The following is a 20,692-nucleotide window of genomic DNA, read 5'->3' as shown; positions in this document are numbered from 1 at the left end:
TGCGTAAATGGAGCTTTTCGGAGAACAAAAACGGTGTTTGGATTGTTTGGCAAGCTCGATCGAGCAGTTGGGAGGTCGAGTAGACATTCCGAAGCTGGAGCAGATAGCCGAGCTAATTATTCAAACTATGAGGGGGCCTTGGCGCTACTTTCACACGTCGGAACACATTTTTGAAGTCGGGGGGTCAGTCGATCCGATCGAGGTGCTGGCTGCGCTGTTTCACGACCTTGTATACGTGCAAGTCGATCAGGGCGTTAGTTTCAATATTAGCAGCGCCCTTTGTCCTTTTGTCAAAGAAGTGCGATCGCTGTTAGTTATTAGAGATGAAACCGAACTGCCCGACGATACCATATATCAGCTAGTGGCCTCAGTCTTTGGGTTTGCTCCCGGTAAGACTCTCTCTCCGTTTGCCGGCCAAAACGAATTTTTGAGTGCCGTTATTGCTGGCAAATCTTTGGAGCCTTTTTTGCCAGCTAGTACGATCGCCGAAATCGCCGCTTGCATCGAAGCTACTATTCCTTTTCGTCCGGTTTCGCCCAGCGGTTTGAGCGCGATCGAACTTTTGCACCAGCGGTTGGTAAGTATAAATCGCGATTTTAATTTCGGATGGACTGATGCCGAAACCGCCGAAATTGTCAAGCGTTCTGTCAGGTTAGCAAATCGGGATGTAGAGAATTTTGCCTCTTTAAATTCCTCTAATTTCTTAGACAATACCTGGAACTTGATGCCGGAAACCAACCACGAATTGAGCAATGTCAATTCCTATACTGTTGCCGGATATCGCAGGTCTTTGCAAAAGATGGAAGGATTTTTGAACTTCCTCAAACCAGAACTGGTTTTCCAGCACTTTATGCAAGAGCCGGACGATGAAACCTACGCTAACCTGATTGCCCAAACTCGAAAAAATATTGCAGTTGCTAAACTTTATCTGGGTATCAAGCTAATTACCATCGCCATTTTAGAAGCCCTTTCCTACCGTTTGGGGCGCGATATTCCGCTTTCAACTATGATGGGAGAATTGCGCGCACCTGGATTTAAAACATCGGTGTTGGAGGATTACTTGCCCAACAGACAGATCGCCTACGCCTTAGAAAGTCAGTTGCAAAAAGAGGTTTTAAATTTGTTAGCAATAGGACGCAATCAAGAATCTCCCTATGATATTAAAAACTCTCCCGTAGCTACGTTTATTATCAAATCTATCGGCTTTGCTGAAACTGAAAACTTTTTGAAGAAAGCTCAAGATTTTTTTGCCGGTCATATTTCGTCGGAAGAGTTTCTGTCTTACTGCGCTCCCGATGTAATCGAGACCATTTCCTCCGGGGTTATGAAACTCTTTGACAGCAGGAAGATGGCTTTAGGGAAAGTTAGTTTAGCTCACCAAACTGTTTCTTAGGATATGTTTGCACTATCGGTTCGCGATCGCAGAACCGGGAGCATCCCATTTTTACTTTCACATCATGGACGGTTGCATCAGAACAATATATTTGGACGACGTGAGCGCTCCTAAAAAACGCTTTTTACCAAATTGGGATGCTCCCGCAGAACCTCTATATGTATGGTGCAACCTCAGCACCTTACCGCTTACATTCGTAAGTAGGTAAGCGCAAAAAACCATAGTATCTTGTAAGGGCGGGTGCCAGTTAAAATCTATGATACAAGCCAGTAGAGGAGTGCTCTCACCCGCCCTCCCCATGTAATGTTTATTTCCACTAAAATCTGCCACCACTCTCAATAAGCTTTTTATGGGCGTTGCTCAGAGCAAAGCCCCACAAGATTCACTCTTTGTCGAACAGCCCGGAAGCCTGTGCGATCGAGAATGGTGCAAGATGTAAGTTTCCACCTACTTAGTGATGAATGCAAGTTTTTTCTCATTCATAAAGAGAGGACTAAAGTCCTCCCTACAAACAAGTTTTATTACGGGAAACTAACCCGACATCAGCATTACTGACAACTGAGTTTTTTTAATCTGTTCTTTCAATGATGATGGTCATTTGAGCGACTAATGCACCGATCGCTCCTACTGCTGCAATGACTGGAAACAAGGCCGCACCGATGACTCCGCCGACTACTCCCACCGTCAGAGGAACTTCTACCAAGATCCGTCCCTCTTCATTTTTGATAATGATGCGGCGGATATTGCCTTCGTGAATCAGTTCTTTAACTTTAGCAACCAAATCGTTGCCGTTAATCTTCAACTCCTCGACGCTAACTTTTTCCTGAGTATAAGCAGGGGTTTCTTCATGAGTCGTTTCAAAATTAACCTGAGTAACTTTTTCGGCAGAAACTTTTTCAGATACAGGTATTGATTCGAGTTCTCTTGCCCCGACCGGTTCTTGTAAGCGATCTGTAGGTGTGTCCATTTTTTGTTCTCCTTTTAGGTAAAAGTATTTTTGTATAGAATTATTGAGAATAATAACACGCAACTTTTTGTCGATCAATCATTCTTTTGGGTGATATTGCTGTTGGTACTGTCGTGGTTTTCTCTCTCGATCTTTGACGGCGAGAGGCTCAAATCCCTCCTCTGCGGGCGTTAGCTGGCGACTCCCCTTGTGCCGCTCGGTTGACTGTCTCCATATCGCCCTCGCAGCGTCCCTCCATTGAAAAACCTCCGATCCAGACAGCCAAAGGATTAGACGGACATTCACACTCTCAGAGACTTCGACTCAATAGGTGTACAGGTTGAAATACTGACATTGTACTGAAAGTGCGATCGCCCCGCCGTTTATAGAGTTAGCACATTTAGTTCGGCAAATCGCACATGGAAACCGTCGCTTACTTTCCTCAGATATCATTTCAATTTAGCTCAGTGCGATCGCCAAACCAAACCCGACCCCCCGAGGTTCCTCAAATCAACATCTTAGAGTTTCTAATGAGAATTGCCTAAAATAAAAGGGGAGGAGAAATAATAACGATCGAAATATTATCGCAACCAAACCAACTTCCTCAAATTGAAGTTGAGGTTGGGGAAAAATCGGGTAAAATAGAATTATTTCCTTCTGCTTCCTCTTTATTTCCCCTGTCCGATTTGCCAGCGACAGAATTTGAATATCAAGTTGGCGGCCCGACGGTACTTTGCTGCCAACTTTTAAGGGAAATCAAGCGGATGTGTGGAGCGTGAGTTTTAGTTGCGATCGCACAACTTTAGCATCTGCCGGGAAAAATTCGTCGGTGAAGCTTTGGAGTCTCGATACTGCTAAAGTGGAAGCTACCGAACTTGACAAATTGCTCGCCGTCGGCTGTCGCTGGCTCGGAGACTACCTGCAATACAATCCCCGGGTTGAGTGCGATCGGCATTTGTCCGAAAAAACTGACAAGTGACATTTCTTGGCAATTCCCCGAAACCGATTTTGCCTGAATGCTCTCTTGGGGCGATCGCCTGCCGATTTGTCGCTATTCTTGTCTTATTGTAATATAATTTTACGCAAGGGGTAATACCAAATGTACTGTCACAGGTCGCAAATGTCTATCAATCGGAACCCGATTAATCTCAGGAAACATTAAAGGTAGTTATAACTGCTATATTCGGATTAGTAAAATCTTGGATAGATAAAATTTAGTAAATAGCCAGGTTTCAAAGGGGTGTATGCTGTTAAATTAATCTAACCTGCAATATCGTTTCGGGTGACACAGCACGATTTTAGGCAAAAAAAATCCTGCTGCATTAACTGGATTAGATCGAGCCGAGTAGAGTTGATTTCTCAGCTATAAAAAGAATCAAAAATGCAGTCCAAATAGTACGCAATACTCCAGCAGCCAACCGTAACTGCCAATTACCAAAGGAGGGAGCAGTGTATGAAACTGACGGGTTGAGTCCCCTGAAATCGCGGCTTGGTTTGCGATCGACTCTACAGGAATTAACCCTGTACGACTTTTTCCTAGAATCTGAGTGTCAGGGGGACGAAGTTGCTAAAATTTTTCAAGCAAACCCTTTAGTTCCCGGCATCATCATCACTCAGCAAGGAAAGTTTATAGGGATGATTTCGCGGCGGCGTTATTTTGAACACATGAGCCGCCCCTACAGCTTGGAGTTATTTTCTCAACAGCCTTTGTTCATACTCTACCGCTTTACTAAAACTGATATGTTGGTTCTCGATCGCCAAACCTCAATTATGACGGCAGTGCGGCAGTCTTTGGAGCGATCGCCCGAACTAATCCACGAACCCATTGTAGTACAAGTAGAACCGGAAACTTACAAACTTTTAGACGTGCACCAACTGCTGCTTTCTCAGTTGCAAATTCACGAGTTAGCAACCGTGGCGATGCGGGAATCTCAAGCACAATTGAGGCATCAAGCCCAACAGCTCGAACTTGCCCTGCTGGAACTTCAGCGCACTCAAACTCAACTAATTCAAACAGAGAAAATGTCTTCTTTGGGGCAATTAGTAGCAGGAGTAGCTCACGAAATTAACAACCCGATCGGCTTTATCTACAGCAACTTGCACCACGCTAAAGAGTACACTCAAGGTTTAATGCGGATGCTGGACATCTACCGGCAGCACTGTCCCGAATCCATCGCAGCAATTGAAGCGGAATCAGCAAAAATCGAACTCGATTATTTGCTGGAAGACTTGCCGAGAGTGTTAAATTCCATGCAGCAAGGTGCAGAAAGAGTGCGCGATATCGTTTTGTCGCTGCGAAATTTTTGCAGGTTAGACGAAGCTCAAATGAAGCAGGTCAACATTCACGACGGTATCAACAACACGATTATGCTTTTGCAAAGCCAGCTTAAAGGGAAACCCGGGCAGGAGGCGATCGAAATTCACAAAGAATACAGCGATTTGCCGCTGGTGCAGTGCTATCCAGGACAACTCAATCAGGTATTTATGAATATTTTAGTTAATGCCATTTACGCTCTTATTGAGTGGAACAAACACGGAAATATTGATGGGAAAAGCCAGAATAATTCGCAATTAAGCGAGCAAAAGCCTTGCCATGCAAACACTCAATCTTCAATGTCTAACTCTACCGGCCTGATTCCTGCCATTCGGATTCGCACGGAGTTAATCGAGGGAAAAAAGGTAATAATTAGGATTTATGACAACGGCCCGGGGATGACAGAAGATGTTCGGAAGCGGTTGTTTGACCCTTTCTTTACTACTAAGCCGGTCGGCCAAGGAACCGGTTTGGGACTGTCGATTAGCTATGAAATTGTCGTCAACCAACACGGCGGCGAATTGAAGTGTTTTTCGGAACCGGGAAAAGGAGCAGAATTTGCGATCGAAATTCCTCTTCAACAGTCTTCTCCAGCACAAATTTTGCCTCGCTTTGCCTGAGTTTTTATCGATACTTCCAGTATTCTGCCGAATGCCTTCTAGATAGCTGCCTTTCTTGTTGACACTCCTCGGTCTGAAGACGCGAGGATTCTTGGATCAATCAGTTGATTTGCTCGTTGATGCTGCCACCAACGAGTAGAGATCGGTCTGTCCCCAAGCGTTAATTTCGGTGTACCCCACCGTATTTAAAGTGATTCCTGCTTGCTTCAAACCTTTTCCCAAAATGTTAATTGCGGCGTTACGATCCCGATCCAATGTCGTACCGCAACCGCAAATATGGGTGCGAGTTGAAAGTGTTTTCTTGACAGTATTGCCACAGCTTGAACAGTCTTGAGAAGTGTACTGAGGTGCAACAGCAATTACTGTTCTGTCGTACACTTTTCCAAAGTATTCTAACCATTGTGCAAATTGTGACCACGCTGCATCACTAATTGATTTGGCAAGCTTATGGTTTTTCACCATATTCCGCACCTGAATATCTTCGTAGGCTACAAAATCGCTAGATTTTACCACGCACAACGCCGTCTTAATGGCGAAGTCTTTGCGCTGCCTGCTGACTTTCAGATGCTTTCTTCCTAACTTGTTGAGCGCTCTTCTTCGATTGCTAGAACCTTTCTTCTTTCGAGAAATCCGCTTCTGCAATCTTTTCAAAGCTTTTTCACTTTTACGAAGATAGCGAGGGTTGGCAACCGTCTTACCATCGCTATCAGTATAAAAGTGGTTCAATCCCACATCTATCCCAATAGCTTTACCAGTGAGAATAGGCTCCTCTTTTCGCTCCACGTTAATACAGAATTGGGCATAGTAGCCGTCGGCACGACGCACAACTCTGATTCGTTTGATCTCGTCAGGCGCATAGAAATGCAAATCCCGATTACCGATCAACTTAAACTTCCCAGCAGCAAAACCGTCTTTAAATGTCAGACATCTTTTGTCGGTAGAAAGTAGCCATCCTGACGTTTTGTATTCGACCGAACGAGTGTGTTTCTTGAACTGCGGGTATCCCTTTTTTCCTGGTTTCTTGGCTTTGCAATTAGCCAAAAAACGTTGGATAGCAAAAATGGCACGTTCGGCAGAAGCCTGACGTGCCATCGAATTAAGCTTACCTGCCCATTCAAACTCTTTTGCCATAATGGCGCATTGTTTGTACAGGTTAACTAACTTAACCCCTTGATTCTCTGTCCAATACCTAAGAGTTTTATTTCGGACAAATTGAGCCGTCCTAATCATCTCGTCAATGACTCGGTATTGCTTCGCTTTGCCTTTCAACTTAAACTCTAATGTTATCATTCAAATATCTTACCGTATTACGAAACACTATGTTTACAAAATGCGTATGTTTAATCATTCTTTACACTTTATAGAAACTAAAGCCGTCCTATAAGGACGGGGCTTTAAACCCAATTTTTCTGGTAAATTCCGATCAAAATCGGCAAACCCACTTCCACAAAGGATGACTCGGCCCCCGCTGGCGAATGCGGCGCACTTGTTGTTCCAAACCCTGTTTTTCCCGCAGGGGCAATCCTCGCAATCTATTGCGACTTTGCCAAGTTAGCACTGCTAAAGTCATCCCCAAGCACAAACCCAAACCGAGAGTCGGCCAGCGGTGAAAAGATAAACCGTAGCGCACCGCAGCCCAAGTGAAGTTTTCTAACCACAAAGCGATTTCGTGGCGCAAACCCCAAATACTCAAAGAACCGACGCTAATCCACAGCAGTATCACAGTTAACCAGCGACCGTAAACTGTTAGTTTGTGAAGCCTTTGGACTTCGATTTGCAAATTTGGGTCGCTTTCATTAGTCATTAGTTATTAGTCATTAGTTATTAGTCATTAGTTATTAGTCATTAGTTATTTGTCAGTCAACAGTCAACAGTCAACAGTCAATAGTCAACAGTTAACAGTTAACAGTCAACTAAACTTCGTCTGACGGGTTGATGGCTTCTACAGGGACGGGGATGGAGTTGCCGGTGCGACTGCGCCACCAAGCTAGCAGCGTGCTGGCAATGAAAATACTCGAATACGCACCAGCAATAAAACCGACAATCAAAGCTAAAGCAAAGTATTTGAGGGTTTCGCCGCCAAACAAAAAGATTGAAAACAATGTCAGCAGCGTTGTCATCGTCGTGTTAATTGACCTTCCCAGGGTCTGCATGACCGCATCATCGACAATTTGATCGATCGACTGTCCCGGATTCAGCTTGATTACTTCTCGCACGCGATCGTAAATTACCACTGTATCGTTAACAGAAAAGCCGATAATTGTCAAGAGCGCGACCACAAATAAACTGTCAACTTCCACTCCTTGAACTAAACCCAAAAACGAGAAAACACCAACCGTGATCAATACGTCGTGGAAGAGAGCAACAAAAGCAAAAAAGGCGTAATCCAACTGAAATCGGAATGTTAGATAAAGAGTAATGCCAGCAAAAGAAAGCAACAAAGCCAGCAAACCCGAAGTAAACAACTGTTTGCCGAGGGTAGGTCCAACCGTATCAATTTGAGTAGATTGAGGAGCAAAAGCGCCTATTTTATCGCTCAATGCTGTTTGCAACTTAGTGCGCTGTTCGACATCCAAAGTTTTCGTGCGCAGCGATAAACCGCGCTGTTCTTTGCCGATAACTTGAATGCTGCTGCCGGCCAAACCTTGGGCGTCCAGGACTTCGCGGACAGCAGCAAGATCGATCGGTTTACAATTTTCCGGTTTCGTGCAGTCGAGTTCAAATTGCAGCCGAGTGCCGCCGATAAAGTCCAAACTGGGGCGCAGCGGTGCGCGGATGTCGGGACGAGTCCAAGAAATCGCCATCGACACTATACCTGCGAGGATTATAGCGGCGGAAATACTCCACCAGATCGATCGCTGTTTGATAACACTGAATTTCATAATTTGAAGGAAGAGGGAAGTTCGGCAACGGATTGTGTAACGGATGGAAGAAGGAAAGAAGAAGCTAACAGTCAACTGTCAACAGTTAACAGTGAACAGTTAACAGTCAACAGTTAACAGTTAACTATTAACTGTTTTAGACAAACCGGGACAGAACCACTGAGGTTTTCGCAGCGCCGGAAAGCCCAACACTACCAAAAGTAGAGTGCGGCTGCAAGTAATAGCAGTAAACATACTCACTACTACGCCCAATGCCAGCGTTACAGCAAACCCTTTAACTAAACCAGCGCCCAACCAGAACAAAGCAGCACAAGCAATAACTGTTGTGACGTTGCCGTCTAAAATGCTGGAAAAAGCTCGGTAAAAACCCGATTCTACCGATCGATAAAGCGATTTCCCCGCCCGCAACTCTTCCCGCGTGCGCTCAAAAATCAGCACGTTAGCATCCACGGCCATCCCGATGCTGAGGACAAAACCAGCAATTCCCGGCAGCGTTAAAGTTACTCCCAACAGCACGAAGGCAGCCCAAGTTAACAGAGCATAAATTAACAGAGCAATATTGGCAATTACGCCGGGGAGTCGATAGTAGGCAACCATGAAAATCAAAACTAGAATTAAGCCGCCGATACCTGCGTTAATACTGCTTTGAATGCTGTCTCTACCCAAGCTAGCGCCGATCGTGCGGTTTTCTACAATTTCGACCGGCACCGGCAAAGCGCCGCCGCGCAATTGCACTCCTAAATCGTTAGCTTCTTGCGCTGTAAAGCGACCTTGAATTACGGCATTGCCACCAGTAATTCCTGTCTGGGCAAATTCAACGCCTACTACAGGAGAACTGATCATTCTGTCGTCTAGAAAAATGCCGAGAGTCCGTCCGGTGCCGGCTAAATTTTTAGTAAGTTGCCCAAATAATTCGCCTCCTTTAGTGTCGAAACGGAGTGCGACATTCCAGTCGTTACCAGTGGGTTGAGCTTGAGCATCTTTGAGGTTTTCGCCGCCGAGTCCGCTGCTTTTGTATAGTTTGGCGATCGCCTCATTGCTTCTTTTCAAAGCAGCCTGATTTTCTTTAATAGCCGCCTCATTGTTGCTAGTTTTCAATTCTGCTTGTTTTGCCAGCAATTCCTGCTGCAACTGCCTCTCAATGGCTAATTGCGTTTCTGTTCCGGGCAGTTGTTCCTGAAATTCTAGTTTTGCCGTGCCGCCCAAAACTCGTTCTGCTTGCTGCGGGTCATTTACTCCCGGCAACTGCACGAGAATTTGGTCTTCTCCTACTGTTTGGACTAATGCTTCGGAAACGCCCAAACCGTTAACCCGGTTTTCAACAATCCGCCGCACTGCTTCTAACATTCCCTGGTCTATTTTGGGAATTGTGGGGGTAGTTTTTACTTGAATTGTGAGTTGCGACCCTCCTTGCAAGTCTAATCCCAGCCGCGTCGGAATTGTTACTATTACAGTAATGGCGGCGATGATTAAAACAAAAATTAGGGCTAATATTGAACGTTGTTTTTGCATATTTTATTATTAGTCATTGGTCAGTTGGCAGTTGTCAGTTGGCAGTTGGCGGTTGGCAGATTTTAGTCAACAGTCATCGGTCATCAGTCATCCGTCAACAGTCATCAGTCAACAGTCAACAGTCAACCAATGACTACTGACTAATCACTATTTATACTCGCAAAGCTACCATTTTTTGGACTGCTTCGACAATTTGAGTGGGCTGGACAATCGTCAGTCTTTCCAAATTGCCGTTGTAAGGTGTGGGAATATCTTGTGAAGACAGGCGCAAAACCGGTGCGTCGAGTTCGTCAAAAAATCGATCGCTAATCGAAGCAATTAATTCGGCACCGATGCCTCCTGTTTTCATGCACTCCTCTACAATAATTACTTTGTGGGTTTTGCGAATGGATTCGCCAATTGTCTCCATGTCAAGGGGTTTGAGAGAAATTAGGTCGATTACTTCTGGATCGTAACCTTCTTTTACTAGGGCGGGCACGGCTTGCAAGACGTGGTGCCGCATCCTGGAATATGTCAAGATGGTGACATCTTTGCCCGATCGCACAATTTCTGCTTTGTCCAGCGGCACTAAATATTCTGTTTCTGGCAAATTTTCTTTGAGGTTGTAAAGAAGGACGTGCTCGAAAAACAGAACGGGGTTATCGTCGCGGATTGCTGATTTTAAGAGTCCTTTGGCGTTGTAGGGAGTCGAACAGGCGACTATTTTCAAACCCGGTACTGCTTGGAAATATGCTTCTAACCGCTGGGAGTGTTCCGCGCCGAGTTGCCGGCCCACGCCGCCGGGCCCGCGAATTACCATCGGCATTTTGAAGTTGCCGCCGGATGTGTAGCGCAGCATTCCGGCGTTGTTGGAAATTTGGTTGAAGGCCAGCAGCAAAAAGCCCATGTTCATGCCTTCGATGATCGGGCGCAATCCCGTCATTGCTGCGCCCACTGCCATGCCTGTAAAGCTATTTTCGGCGATCGGGGTGTCGAGCACTCTAAGTTCGCCGTATTTGTTGTAGAGGTCTTTGGTGACTTTGTAGGAACCGCCGTATTGACCTACGTCTTCGCCGAGTACGAATACGGCGGAGTCGCGGGCCATTTCTTCGTCTAACGCCTCGCGGAGGGCGTTGAACAATAAGGTTTCTGCCATAGGAGGTGAAGCAATGATTGCAGGAGGGTCAGATTAGAATCTTAACCTTTTGGGGGTGTGGATGAGGAGGCGATCGCAAATTTGACAGTTAAAACCTGACATTTTGCCAATCTCTATCATAACATTTGTATTATGTCAATGAATATTTAAGTTAAAATAATACTAACTTGCCTGCCCGCAGCAGAGGAATATTATGCTCCAGACAAAAACTGAGCTAACTCTGGAAGAGTTTCTCGCTCTTCCCGAAGGAGAAGGCGATATTACCTACGAATTTATTGACGAGCAAGCTGTACCGAAGATGTCACCTAAAAAATTTCATTCTCGCCTCACCAGAAGCCTAATAAAACTCCTCGAACAGTGGGGTGAGGAACGGGGCGAAATAGGTGTAGAATGGGCGGTAAGATTAACCAGACTGGGGCGAGATTGGGTGCCAGTACCAGACCTTTTATATGTTTCTTACCAACGCTTATCTCCCGACTGGAATCAAGATGAAGCCTGTCCTGTAGTCCCCGAATTAGTCATAGAAATTATTTCACCAGAACAAACTTTCGGTCAGTTAGCTGCTAAAGCGAGAGATTATTTAGATGCTAAGGTATTGCGGGTTTGGTTAGTAGATAGCAAGGCTAGAAGCATTACAGTTTTTTACCCCGATGCAGCACCGCAGACTTATATGGGAGATACTCTATTAAAAGATACACTTTTTGATGGATTAGAATTTACTGCGATCCAGCTATTTCAGATGGCAAAAATACCATAAACTTTTTTGGGATGAGTGTGTGGTAGTGGACAAGCTATTCCATATTTAAATCAATCTTGTCAATGACGGGGATTCGATGTCGCAATTTCCACCCTAGCAAAATCCAGTCTTCCAAAGTTGAGCGCAACTCATTTTGACACTCTTTTAAAGTTGAACCAAAGGCGATGATTCCCTTGCAAACAGGAATTTTTCCAACAAAGCTACGATCTTCAAGTTTGTCATACATAGCCTCAGCCATTGCTTGGTCAACGTATTCGCTCAGAATGAATTTTACAGTCATTGAGTTTCCTTTTGCTTGTCGAATATTGGAATCTCCTTCACAGTTACATCCATTATATTTGTTTTTGTCAAGCTCCGGCATTTAGATTTCAGCAAAATGTTTTTGCAATAAATCGTGAATAAATCGGTAGCGCCGATCGCCCGTTTTTTGCAGCAACAGGCGATCGGTGGCAGCATCGAGAAAACGCTTGTAATCCCAAGGAATGTAGCCCTTCGACCACAGCACGAGGCGCAATATAAAACTTTCAATACCCGGAATCCCCGGCAACAAAGCACTAATTAGCGCAGCAACAGCACCCGCAATTAATCCCCAAATCGACCCGGAGACTAGGGTGGCAATTAATCCAAAAATCACCCAAATCAGCCCGCCAACTAGCTTAACTCCAAACTGATACTTGCGCTGCTCCTCGCCTGTTTGCAGCCAGCTTGACGGTATGCGATCGAGGTAAAATTCTTGAATTCCTTGCTGTTCCATCCTTCTCGCCAACCATCCCAGCCAGTGGCGAATTTGTTCGGGCCGCAGTTCCTTGCTTCTGGGATACTGCTTGACTTCCCCGGTCATTTGGTGGCGGATGTAGGCAGTTAACAGATATTTGCGCTGTTCTTCTGCGGAAGTTATGCGCTTCCAAGATTCGATTAAAATATCGTCGTAAGCCAGAGCCATCATGCTCAAAAGCAAGGGAACTTTTGCCAATTTCAACAACTCCGGCTCCCGCTCAATGCTGTACCAAAGTTCGCGGCTTCTGGCTTCTAGTAAATAATTGTGAATTTGAGTTTCTGTTAAAGGTTTCAATAAAACCGCTGCTTGCAGGCGAAATCTAGTATCGCAGTTTTTGTAAGCTTCAAAACTGCTGCAAGCTACTAAATGTTTTGGTTTAAATTCGCTTTCAACAAACTGATTGATTGCTTGAATGCAGATATTTTGGCGGTGGGTTTCTACTTCGTCGAGCCCGTCGAGGAGAGGCAGCAATTTTTGTTCGGCGAGCCATTTTTTGCCTACAGCAGGAGAGATGCCGTATTTGAAGTGAAGTTGAGCAATTAACCAATCTGCGATCGCCCCAGATTCTGCTTTCCACGATCCGAGTTCAAACAGCACCGGTATTGGGAAACTAGCATCTTTTTCGGCGCGGGAAACTAACACCAGAGCCAATTCTAGCAACGTCGTGGTTTTGCCGGAACCCGTGGCACCCAAAATTACCAATTTGCCGCCGGTGCGATCGAAAACTTTAGCAACGCTTGCTTTGGGAGGAAGCCGAAAACTCGGACGGTTGCCGGCTTTCACTTCCACATCCCAACAGCGGTCCACACCCAGAGGCGGCGAGTCTTGGCTGAGGTTAGCCAGCACAGCAGCGTGCAAAGACTGGGATCGCCCTGCTTGGACTTCCTGCTTCACCTCCTCCAACAATCGATCGCGAGGCGGTTGTAATCTGTGAGGAATCAATTTTGACATTTTATGTACCTCGCGCTGAACGCTTACTTTCGTAAATTTGCGCGCAAATAACCCAGAGCAAGATTACCATCAGTATAGGCGTCCAGTATATATTGACTCAAATTATTGCGACAATTATGGATCTGAAATTTTATCTAAAAATCCTGACCCTGTGCCCGCACTAGGTATTTCCACTATAAATTAACTGGCGATCGCCCCAACTCCCAAACAAAAATTATCAGTATAGATACAGAGAGGGTTTTTTATGTCATTTACGAAGGGTCAAATCATCACAGTAAGCTTAGCAGGGCTGGCAACAGCGGTGGGAGTGGCTGCTGCAACTATACAGTCGGGTGCGATCGAACAATCCAATCCCCCCCTCGCACAATCCCCGGCATCCACCAGAAACCCGATTGCAGCGCCGACTAACAATCCCGAATCTCGGCAACCAGAAACTCTGCAAGCACAAACCCAAGCTGCGGAATCTCCGAAATCCCAAACCCAACCTGCAAAAACCCCCGCACTTCAATCCTCGCTAGTTGCAGAAGTATCGCAGGGAACAGTTGGGCCAGTAGTTGTCACACCGCCAAATTCGGGTTGCAAAATCACCCAGGCTGTAGTCAGCGATCCGAATCCACCGCTAAATGTGCGATCGAACCCGCAAGTAAGCGACAGCAAAATAGTAGGAACCCTTAATAATAATACCTTTGTTTCAGTAGCCGAAGAACAAAACGGTTGGCTGCGAATTACCGATCCAGTTCCCGGTTGGATTGCCAAAAACCGCACCGAAAGCAGTTGTTCTAACGTCAACCAGCAGATTAATTTTCTGCCGGGAGGAGATGAGGCGATCGTCAAAGGTCGAATTATCGGCGGCGGCAGCCACTCTTACCGGATTCGCGCCACTAAGAATCAAACAATGACTGTTAGGAATCGGAAAGATGTTTTCCCGCAAATTATAACTCCTGGTGGCAAACTTTTAGCAGGAGATCCTTATCAAGGCAATGAAACAGAGTGGAGTGGAAAAATCCCTGTTACTGGCAATTACACATTACAATTAGACTCTAATTTCCGGGGATACGAATACGAATTTTCGGTTAAATTGCGATAATTTCCCTGACATCTGTAGGGACACGGCCCTGCCGTGTCTCTACCCGGATATACGACTTTTAATAAATAGTATAATTAAGGAATCGCCCCAAGCGAGATATCGAGAATCGCAAATTTCTGCCAATCTTCCGAATCAAAGTGCCACCATTCTGTTGTGATACCGATAAATCCGTGTTTTTTCATCGCATTTTCGAGCACTTGACGATTTTTCCGAGATTGGGCGCTGCCGCCTTGATAATCTGCGTGAGCTTTTTCGGTAAAATCATCGTAAGGTGTAGGCATTTCTAATTCTTTGCCAGTGCGATCGACTAAAGTCAAATCAATAGCAGCACCGCGATTGTGCCGCGAACCCCTCGCAGGATTAGCAACATAGCGCGGATCTGGCAAAACTGCCCACATTTGCTTAGTCACAGAAAAAGGCCTGTAGCAATCATAAACTTTTAAACCTAGCCCGATTTTTTCCAAATCTGTTTGAACAAGAGCTAATTTTTGAGCAACAGAAGCTCTCAAAGCACATTTTGCTACTGTATAAAGTTTTCGTTTCAAGAAATTGTTAGTAGTAGCGTAGCGGATATCGAGGCGAATGTTGCGATTTACGGTGCGGATGTCAACAAGGCGCGCCCAACTGGGAAGTTGACTCATGAAAATACTTTCAGGTAATACTGGGTTTGGTTCTGGTTGGGTAATTTGCACTTGTGGCGGCTCCTGGGCGCGAATAGATGTTGTATAATTCAGTGTGGTTGTAGATAGTAATACGAGGATGAATAGAATTAGATATTTTGCCAATTGACTTAATTTCATAGCTCTGTTAATTTGATATCTTATAGGGTTTTTTACAATTATTGGGAATTTTCGCGCTTGTCGTCTGGCCCGCCAGGGGTTAAAACCCCTGTCTCATAGCTAAAGTCCTCTAAAGAGGACTGAAATATTTCTCTAAAACTTTTATTTTATGAGTCTTTCAGTCGGTTTTAACCGACTTTAGCTATGAGACGGGGGTTTCAACCCCCGGCGGACTGTGAGACAAGCGCGAGAATGATAAATCACTTCTCGAACTAATTTTTAATTGTTAATTTCCCTCAAATTCCCAAGCGCTGATACACTAAATCTAAGTGCCTCAATTGATACTGCGGATCGAAACAATCATCAATTTCTTTGGTCGTCATCTTAGCTGTTACCCGATCGTCATTAGCAATCAAATTGTAAAAATTGCCGCCCGTTTTGTTCCAAGCTTCGTGAGCGCAAGATTGCACAATTTTGTAGGCGTCTTCGCGACTGGTGCCTTTTTCTACTAAGGCTAACATCACGCGCTGGCTGAAGATGACTCCGCCGTAAAGGTTCATGTTTCGCTTCATATTTTCGGGATAGACTAGCAGGTGTTTTACTAAGTCTGTGGTTTCTACTAACATAAAGTGGGTAACAGTGGAACTGTCGGGCAAAATCATCCGTTCTACGGAACTGTGAGAAATGTCTCTTTCGTGCCAAAGCGCCACATTTTCTAAGGCTGCGACGGCGTTGGCGCGGACAATTCTCGCCATTCCTGTGAGTCTTTCCGATCGAATCGGGTTGCGTTTGTGGGGCATGGCGGATGAGCCTTTTTGCCCTTTGGAAAAGAATTCTTCGACTTCGAGAACGTCGGTGCGTTGGAGGTTGCGGATTTCTACTGCAAAACGCTCGATCGATGCTGCTAAAAGTGCTAAGGTTTGGACGTATTCGGCGTGTCGATCGCGCGATATGACTTGAGTGGATGCGGTATCGGGTTCGAGTCCGAGGTTTTGACAGGCGATCGCTTCTATTCGCGGGTCAATATTAGCATAGGTTCCGACTGCGCCGGAGATTTTGCCGACTGCAATGGACGATCGCAAATTCACTAATCGGGCGCGGTTGCGAAAGACTTCTGCCAGCCATCCTGCTAGTTTAAAGCCAAAGGTGATGGGTTCGGCGTGAATTCCGTGCGATCGGCCTACCATCACGGTATTGCGATGCTGTTGGGCCTGATAGCGAATAGCTTGACTCAAATCTTCGACACGTTCTAACAAGATATTGACGCTGGCGACTAATTGCAGCGCCAAAGCAGTATCGAGCACGTCGGAACTGGTTAAACCGAGGTGAATGTAGCGGCCGGCATCGCCTACATATTCGTTGACATTTGTCAAGAAGGCGATCATGTCGTGGCGGACTTCCGCTTCAATTTCGAGGACTCGTTTGGGGTCAAAATTAGCCTTAGCTTTGATTTCTTCGACTGCGGCGGCGGGGATGTAGCCGAGTTCGGCTTGAGCTTCGCAGACAGCGATTTCTACTTGCAGCCAGCTTTTGAGTTTGGCGGTTTCAGTCCAGATGTTGCCCATTTCGGGCAAAGTGTAGCGCTCTATCACGGTGGGAGTTGGGGAATGCGATCGTCCTATTGTACCTCTGCGCGGCCTCGGTCTTGAGTCGGGATGGGGAATTTGGGGCGATCGGGCGATCGAGATATGTGACACATCGTCCGTAGACCGATCGTCCGCAGAGACTGACAATTGCCAGATGAGTCGATCGAAAGAGAAGATTCTGCACGCTTTAGGCCATCTAGTAAAGCAGCACGGGACTACGTTGCTTTAATTACCTAGTGACTGATAACACCAGCTTGGACGCCGCAGGAGATTGAAGGTATCTAGGTATCGAATTCGATCGGACGCGGAGACTGTAGCAGCAGCTTCCTTCGTTTCATTTTCAGGGATATCTAGAACACCTTCCGATACCCCTGATTAATGACATTTTATTCAGCTTCTATGTCCTCATCTGTTAGATTACTCAACTGCTCTAAAACTTTCTCCTGCCATGCTTTTTCGATGCGGTTTTTTAAGAGATCATGCAAGTGCTGTTGTTCAGGTGCATTAAACCACTGTTCAAGTTTTTCGGTAACCCCATCGCGAAATTTGCCCTTTTGACCGTACATAGCAGCACACTCTGCCCAACTGAAATAGTATTCAAGTTGAAATTGAAATACTTGCTTGCCAGTTTGTTCAGCATACTTAATGAAATCTTCACGCCACACACTCCAATTCGTTTTAATTTGTCTCAAGAAATTGTGTGCGGGTTTTAGGTCTGAATTGCCAAGCAGATTATTTGTGATGCCCATTAATTCAAAAAAAGGCTTGTTGCTACTGTACCAAGCAATATTTCTAGCTCCATTACTAAGAAGAACATAAACATTAAGACTATCCGAGCTTCCACAACGACGAACAGTTGCTAATACTTTCTTTGGATGTGCTTTGCTCATTTCTTCCATTAGGTATTCATCTTCTACTTTCCGTGCTGAAAGCGGAAGTTGCGGATTTTGTTCCAAGAAAATCTTTAAAGCTGCGATGACATTTTTGCGAGCCTCCCGTGCGTTTTTTTCTTCTATGTCTTTAATTAGAACATCAAGGGCATCTACAGCCTCTAGGAGAGGTTTAACATGGGTCAATCGCAAGGTTTCTAGTGGCTTATTTAGTAATTCTGCAACCTGCACGGGACCTTCTGAGCTAGCGTTAAAGAAGAAGATGGGCATCTTGAGCACTTCATTGCTCTTTTGCTGTAGCTTTCTGAGCTTTCTTTGAACTTCACTGTGCTTCTGCTTGTATGCCTCTTCTTCTGTTTCTATTTCGTTGCCAGCATTATCTGTTGTTTCGAGAGCATCATCATTGTGGGGTAGAATAAGGATAATGACCCGCTCTTTAAATGCTTCTTCGCGGGTTTCACTTAGCTTATCGATGAGACTATATATCAGATCCCCTGGTGCATCGTCGAACTTACAACATAAAACAGTTAGAGTACGTGGATCGTCTAGGTAGTCAATCAAATCCTGTCTAATAACCGTTCCTTTCGCTGTACCTTCTACATCGACTCCTCTTGTATCAACAAGTTCTAATTCGTAGGGGGAAAACTGAAAAAAGTTATCGGTAACAAAAACATCGATTCGTTGTGGCAAGGGTAAATCGTTGTCTAAGCTATAGTTAATATTCCTAAACTTATTCTGAAGATTTTCGCGATTTGTCTGTTCGGACGTTTCATCAAACCAGAATTCTTGTTGTTTCCTTTCCGAAAGTTTCAGCCGTTCAAAAATCTCTGTTCGGAAAGTAGCTAGATTTTCGCATTGCTTCACTATATCTACCAAAGGATCATCACTTTCCTTATTCTCACTGACTGACTTAATCATGTTACGGAGCGCACGCTCTATTTCCCAAGAAACATCTGTTCTTTTATTCTCTGCATCTTCTTCAGTGCTATTTTTCCAAACTGCCCAAAAGTCCTCAATTACTTTATTTATCTCATCTTCCGAACAAGGATGAACAACTAGCCCAAATTTATTCCGAGGCCGGATATGAACTTCACAAGCAGTTGTTCTGCCTTTGCCTGTTGAAAGAACACTTTTTCGATTGAATTTTGGCTCTTGGGGATTAACAAGTCCTGTTAGCTTGCAAATGGCTGTTGTCTTACCAATACCAACTTTCCCAATGAAGGCAAGGGAGTGATTGAGATCGCTAAGATATTTTGCCTCACGCAGTAGCGTATCACCATACAACTGAGCTTCATTTAGCTGCTGCTTCAACACCTTCGACTGAGATTTGAAAGTTTCCAGCTTTTGCAAAGAAGTCTCAGCTTTACACAGTTCTTCTCGCTGTGGATGCCAGAAAGACGGGCTATTTAAATGTATCCAACGCAGCTTCAGAAACTCGTGATAAGCCTTTGCATCATCTGTTCCAATAGCACTTAAATATCCATCAATCTCGCTTTGAGTGGGAGAGACAGTCCCTTTCTCGATACGCGAGACACGGCTTTGATCTATTTTGAGATTTCCAGCGATATCAGTCTGCGTCTTACCGGCTGCGTTTCTCAGCTCAGCTAGAGTCTGCCCCAGGTCGAACGGAAAATCATGTATGCTATGTGTCATGACGCTCTTTCCTCATATATGCTACAAGATATAAAAAATTATAGCATATATGCAAAAAAGTTGGGGAAAGGCAAAATTTATGCGAGTAACATTAGGATATCTGACCTTTTCTTAGATAAGGGGAACAGGGGTCTTGCAATCTCCCTACTATTTCGGTAGGCTGTAACCCAGATTTAGCAAAGTATTACGGAACTGAGATCGCTTACCTCAGAGCTTACCCGTGCCTAGCGTTATGGCAAACTGCCTTGCTGACTGAAAAAGTCATCCACTCCCAGCTTGGAAGTGGATAATGCTTCTCTAAAACTCTTGGCTGACGGTAGTTTCAGGCTTATTGGCTTTTGCCGCTTGAATGCGCACGGGTAGCCAGAAACCGGGTTTTTTAACCACAATACTTGCTTAAAACCCTCAATAAGAGTTAAAAAACCCGGTTTCTTTGTGGGCTAGGGTGTCCAGGACTATAACTTCAACCCGAAACTTCAGAACCATGAAATATACAGTTGTTATCCAATGGTCAGAAGAAGATCGATGCTTTGTCGTGTTTTTGCCTGAATTTGAGGATGTAATCCAACCAGTAACTCACGGAGATTCTTATGAAGAAGCTATCTACAATGCACGAGAGGTAATAGAGTTACTAATCGAAAGTTGCCAAGCTGAATGTAAACCATTGCCAGCAACAATGATTTATCAAGAACATCGCGACAGAAAGCGCCGTAAACTATTAGATAAGCTAATCGAAATGACTGAAGAAGCTGGTTTATACGAGGAATAGGATTAATTCACTTTTTAATATGGCTAAACTTGCTGTTGTATTTAATGATTGTCTTCTGTTTTCCATGTATTTGCTTGATATTCTGCACAATCGCCAACTGACGACGCAGCAAGCTGCGGATATCCTGAATGTATCGCGACTATTTCTTGTCAAGTTGCTAGATGAAGGAGCAATTCCTTATATCAAAGTAGGTTCCCATCGGCGGATTCGATTTAAGGATTTAATCATTTATCGAGAACAGCGAAAAGTGATGCGTCGCCAAGGACTTAAGGCATTAACTCAATTTCTTCAAGAGGAAGGATTTTACGAAGCTGGAATACACGATATAGCTCAAAATTAAGGATGATGAACCATGAAAGACTATCACATCAATATTTTTTACAGCAACCAAGATGAAGGCTACATTGCCGATATTCCTGATTTAAAATACTGTTCCGCTTTTGGCGAAACCCCAGAATCAGCTTTGCAGGAAGTACAGATTGCTAAAACAGCATGGCTGGAAGCTGCAAAAGCTGCGGGAAAACCCATTCCCGAACCAAAATATCGACCTGCAATATATCAACTTACGACTTGAAAAACGATCGCCAATAATACCAATTTACAAAAGTCTTGCTACAATCCTCAATCTTATACCAATTAT

19 protein-coding genes are annotated in these 20,692 nt (G+C 44.8%); 8 read left to right on the top strand and 11 right to left on the bottom strand.

The genetic code is table 11. The annotated features are described in order from the left end of the window. The first annotated feature begins 7 nt into the window (after nt 1-7). On the top strand, nt 8-1,393 hold the full coding sequence (locus tag QUA02_RS03730) for a hypothetical protein (protein ID WP_333025396.1): 1,386 nt from the start codon (nt 8-10) through the stop codon (nt 1,391-1,393). 568 nt (nt 1,394-1,961) lie between these two features. Here the strand turns inward: QUA02_RS03730 and QUA02_RS03725 are convergent. Next, the gene (locus tag QUA02_RS03725) at nt 1,962-2,360 is read right to left on the bottom strand and encodes a DUF4342 domain-containing protein (protein ID WP_333025394.1); all 399 of its coding nucleotides are present in this window, start codon (nt 2,358-2,360) and stop codon (nt 1,962-1,964) included. A 712-nt stretch (nt 2,361-3,072) separates the two neighbouring features. Between QUA02_RS03725 and QUA02_RS03720 the strand changes: the two genes are divergently transcribed. Then, nucleotides 3,073-3,318 (top strand): hypothetical protein, encoded by a 246-nt coding sequence (locus QUA02_RS03720; RefSeq protein ID WP_333025393.1) that lies wholly within the window; start codon nt 3,073-3,075, stop codon nt 3,316-3,318. A 470-nt stretch (nt 3,319-3,788) separates the two neighbouring features. Continuing rightward, nucleotides 3,789-5,273 (top strand): sensor histidine kinase, encoded by a 1,485-nt coding sequence (locus QUA02_RS03715; protein WP_333025392.1) that lies wholly within the window; start codon nt 3,789-3,791, stop codon nt 5,271-5,273. Between the two features lie 96 nt (nt 5,274-5,369). Here the strand turns inward: QUA02_RS03715 and QUA02_RS03710 are convergent, their stop codons facing one another. The 5 genes from QUA02_RS03710 to QUA02_RS03690 all read right to left on the bottom strand — a co-directional run bounded on the left by QUA02_RS03710 (nt 5,370) and on the right by QUA02_RS03690 (nt 10,802). Beyond that, the gene (locus QUA02_RS03710; protein WP_333111826.1) at nt 5,370-6,563 is read right to left on the bottom strand and encodes an RNA-guided endonuclease InsQ/TnpB family protein; all 1,194 of its coding nucleotides are present in this window, start codon (nt 6,561-6,563) and stop codon (nt 5,370-5,372) included. A 133-nt stretch (nt 6,564-6,696) separates the two neighbouring features. After that, entirely contained in the window at nt 6,697-7,077 is a 381-nt protein-coding gene (locus QUA02_RS03705; RefSeq protein WP_333025390.1) for a hypothetical protein, read from the bottom strand. A 109-nt stretch (nt 7,078-7,186) separates the two neighbouring features. Continuing rightward, a complete protein-coding gene (secF, locus tag QUA02_RS03700; RefSeq protein ID WP_333025389.1) occupies nt 7,187-8,155 on the bottom strand; it encodes a protein translocase subunit SecF in 969 nt (322 codons plus the stop codon). A 120-nt stretch (nt 8,156-8,275) separates the two neighbouring features. Next, entirely contained in the window at nt 8,276-9,667 is a 1,392-nt protein-coding gene (secD, locus tag QUA02_RS03695; protein ID WP_333025388.1) for a protein translocase subunit SecD, read from the bottom strand. A 151-nt stretch (nt 9,668-9,818) separates the two neighbouring features. Then, nucleotides 9,819-10,802 carry an alpha-ketoacid dehydrogenase subunit beta gene (locus tag QUA02_RS03690; RefSeq protein ID WP_333025386.1) on the bottom strand — a complete coding sequence of 328 codons (984 nt, stop codon included), beginning with the start codon at nt 10,800-10,802 and terminating at the stop codon, nt 9,819-9,821. A gap of 193 nt (nt 10,803-10,995) precedes the next feature. On the opposite strand from QUA02_RS03690, the gene QUA02_RS03685 reads away from it, so the two are divergent. Next, nucleotides 10,996-11,559: a Uma2 family endonuclease gene (locus QUA02_RS03685; protein ID WP_333025385.1), complete on the top strand. Its 564-nt coding sequence runs from the start codon at nt 10,996-10,998 to the stop codon at nt 11,557-11,559. A 34-nt stretch (nt 11,560-11,593) separates the two neighbouring features. On the opposite strand, the gene QUA02_RS03680 is transcribed toward QUA02_RS03685, so the two are convergent. Both QUA02_RS03680 and QUA02_RS03675 read right to left on the bottom strand, forming a co-directional pair. Next, nucleotides 11,594-11,920: a hypothetical protein gene (locus QUA02_RS03680; protein WP_333025383.1), complete on the bottom strand. Its 327-nt coding sequence runs from the start codon at nt 11,918-11,920 to the stop codon at nt 11,594-11,596. Next, complete coding sequence (locus QUA02_RS03675; RefSeq protein WP_333025381.1) at nt 11,921-13,288, bottom strand: NACHT domain-containing protein; 1,368 nt, start codon at nt 13,286-13,288, stop codon at nt 11,921-11,923. Nucleotides 13,289-13,532: 244 nt separating this feature from the next. Between QUA02_RS03675 and QUA02_RS03670 the strand changes: the two genes are divergently transcribed. Then, a complete protein-coding gene (locus QUA02_RS03670) occupies nt 13,533-14,375 on the top strand; it encodes an SH3 domain-containing protein (protein ID WP_333025379.1) in 843 nt (280 codons plus the stop codon). Between the two features lie 74 nt (nt 14,376-14,449). Here the strand turns inward: QUA02_RS03670 and QUA02_RS03665 are convergent, their stop codons facing one another. From QUA02_RS03665 to QUA02_RS03655, 3 genes are all read right to left on the bottom strand, one after another. Then, entirely contained in the window at nt 14,450-15,175 is a 726-nt protein-coding gene (locus QUA02_RS03665; protein ID WP_333025377.1) for a M15 family metallopeptidase, read from the bottom strand. Nucleotides 15,176-15,450: 275 nt separating this feature from the next. Then, a complete protein-coding gene (gene purB / locus QUA02_RS03660; protein ID WP_333025522.1) occupies nt 15,451-16,746 on the bottom strand; it encodes an adenylosuccinate lyase in 1,296 nt (431 codons plus the stop codon). Between the two features lie 380 nt (nt 16,747-17,126). Next, nucleotides 17,127-19,283, bottom strand: coding sequence for a helix-turn-helix domain-containing protein (locus tag QUA02_RS03655; RefSeq protein ID WP_333025375.1), 2,157 nt, complete (start codon nt 19,281-19,283; stop codon nt 17,127-17,129). Nucleotides 19,284-19,767: 484 nt separating this feature from the next. On the opposite strand from QUA02_RS03655, the gene QUA02_RS03650 reads away from it, so the two are divergent. Genes QUA02_RS03650 through QUA02_RS03640 form a run of 3 tightly spaced genes read left to right on the top strand, consistent with a single transcriptional unit; the run spans nt 19,768 to nt 20,626 of the window. Then, nucleotides 19,768-20,052, top strand: coding sequence for a type II toxin-antitoxin system HicB family antitoxin (locus tag QUA02_RS03650; RefSeq protein WP_333025374.1), 285 nt, complete (start codon nt 19,768-19,770; stop codon nt 20,050-20,052). 19 nt (nt 20,053-20,071) lie between these two features. After that, nucleotides 20,072-20,392: an excisionase family DNA-binding protein gene (locus QUA02_RS03645; protein WP_333025372.1), complete on the top strand. Its 321-nt coding sequence runs from the start codon at nt 20,072-20,074 to the stop codon at nt 20,390-20,392. Between the two features lie 12 nt (nt 20,393-20,404). After that, nucleotides 20,405-20,626 carry a type II toxin-antitoxin system HicB family antitoxin gene (locus QUA02_RS03640; protein WP_333025370.1) on the top strand — a complete coding sequence of 74 codons (222 nt, stop codon included), beginning with the start codon at nt 20,405-20,407 and terminating at the stop codon, nt 20,624-20,626. The last annotated feature ends 66 nt before the right edge of the window (nt 20,627-20,692 follow it).

Source organism: Microcoleus pseudofavosus SVA1_A4 (assembly GCF_036700565.1).
GTDB lineage: Bacteria > Cyanobacteriota > Cyanobacteriia > Cyanobacteriales > Microcoleaceae > Microcoleus.
Note: the sequence above shows the minus strand (reverse complement) of the source record. Positions and strands in the feature narration are given on the sequence as shown.

Bases quoted from the DNA above. Each gene is read 5' to 3' on its own strand.
- QUA02_RS03725 (WP_333025394.1), bottom strand. From the start codon at position 2,360: ATGGACACACCTACAGATCGCTTACAAGAACCGGTCGGGGCAAGAGAA.
- secD (WP_333025388.1), bottom strand. From the start codon at position 9,667: ATGCAAAAACAACGTTCAATATTAGCCCTAATTTTTGTTTTAATCATC.
- QUA02_RS03710 (WP_333111826.1), bottom strand. From the start codon at position 6,563: ATGATAACATTAGAGTTTAAGTTGAAAGGCAAAGCGAAGCAATACCGA.
- QUA02_RS03685 (WP_333025385.1), top strand. From the start codon at position 10,996: ATGCTCCAGACAAAAACTGAGCTAACTCTGGAAGAGTTTCTCGCTCTT.
- QUA02_RS03690 (WP_333025386.1), bottom strand. From the start codon at position 10,802: ATGGCAGAAACCTTATTGTTCAACGCCCTCCGCGAGGCGTTAGACGAA.
- QUA02_RS03665 (WP_333025377.1), bottom strand. From the start codon at position 15,175: ATGAAATTAAGTCAATTGGCAAAATATCTAATTCTATTCATCCTCGTA.
- QUA02_RS03675 (WP_333025381.1), bottom strand. From the start codon at position 13,288: ATGTCAAAATTGATTCCTCACAGATTACAACCGCCTCGCGATCGATTG.
- QUA02_RS03645 (WP_333025372.1), top strand. From the start codon at position 20,072: ATGGCTAAACTTGCTGTTGTATTTAATGATTGTCTTCTGTTTTCCATG.
- QUA02_RS03730 (WP_333025396.1), top strand. From the start codon at position 8: ATGGAGCTTTTCGGAGAACAAAAACGGTGTTTGGATTGTTTGGCAAGC.
- secF (WP_333025389.1), bottom strand. From the start codon at position 8,155: ATGAAATTCAGTGTTATCAAACAGCGATCGATCTGGTGGAGTATTTCC.
- QUA02_RS03670 (WP_333025379.1), top strand. From the start codon at position 13,533: ATGTCATTTACGAAGGGTCAAATCATCACAGTAAGCTTAGCAGGGCTG.
- QUA02_RS03640 (WP_333025370.1), top strand. From the start codon at position 20,405: ATGAAAGACTATCACATCAATATTTTTTACAGCAACCAAGATGAAGGC.
- QUA02_RS03705 (WP_333025390.1), bottom strand. From the start codon at position 7,077: ATGACTAATGAAAGCGACCCAAATTTGCAAATCGAAGTCCAAAGGCTT.
- QUA02_RS03680 (WP_333025383.1), bottom strand. From the start codon at position 11,920: ATGCCGGAGCTTGACAAAAACAAATATAATGGATGTAACTGTGAAGGA.
- QUA02_RS03655 (WP_333025375.1), bottom strand. From the start codon at position 19,283: ATGACACATAGCATACATGATTTTCCGTTCGACCTGGGGCAGACTCTA.
- QUA02_RS03650 (WP_333025374.1), top strand. From the start codon at position 19,768: ATGAAATATACAGTTGTTATCCAATGGTCAGAAGAAGATCGATGCTTT.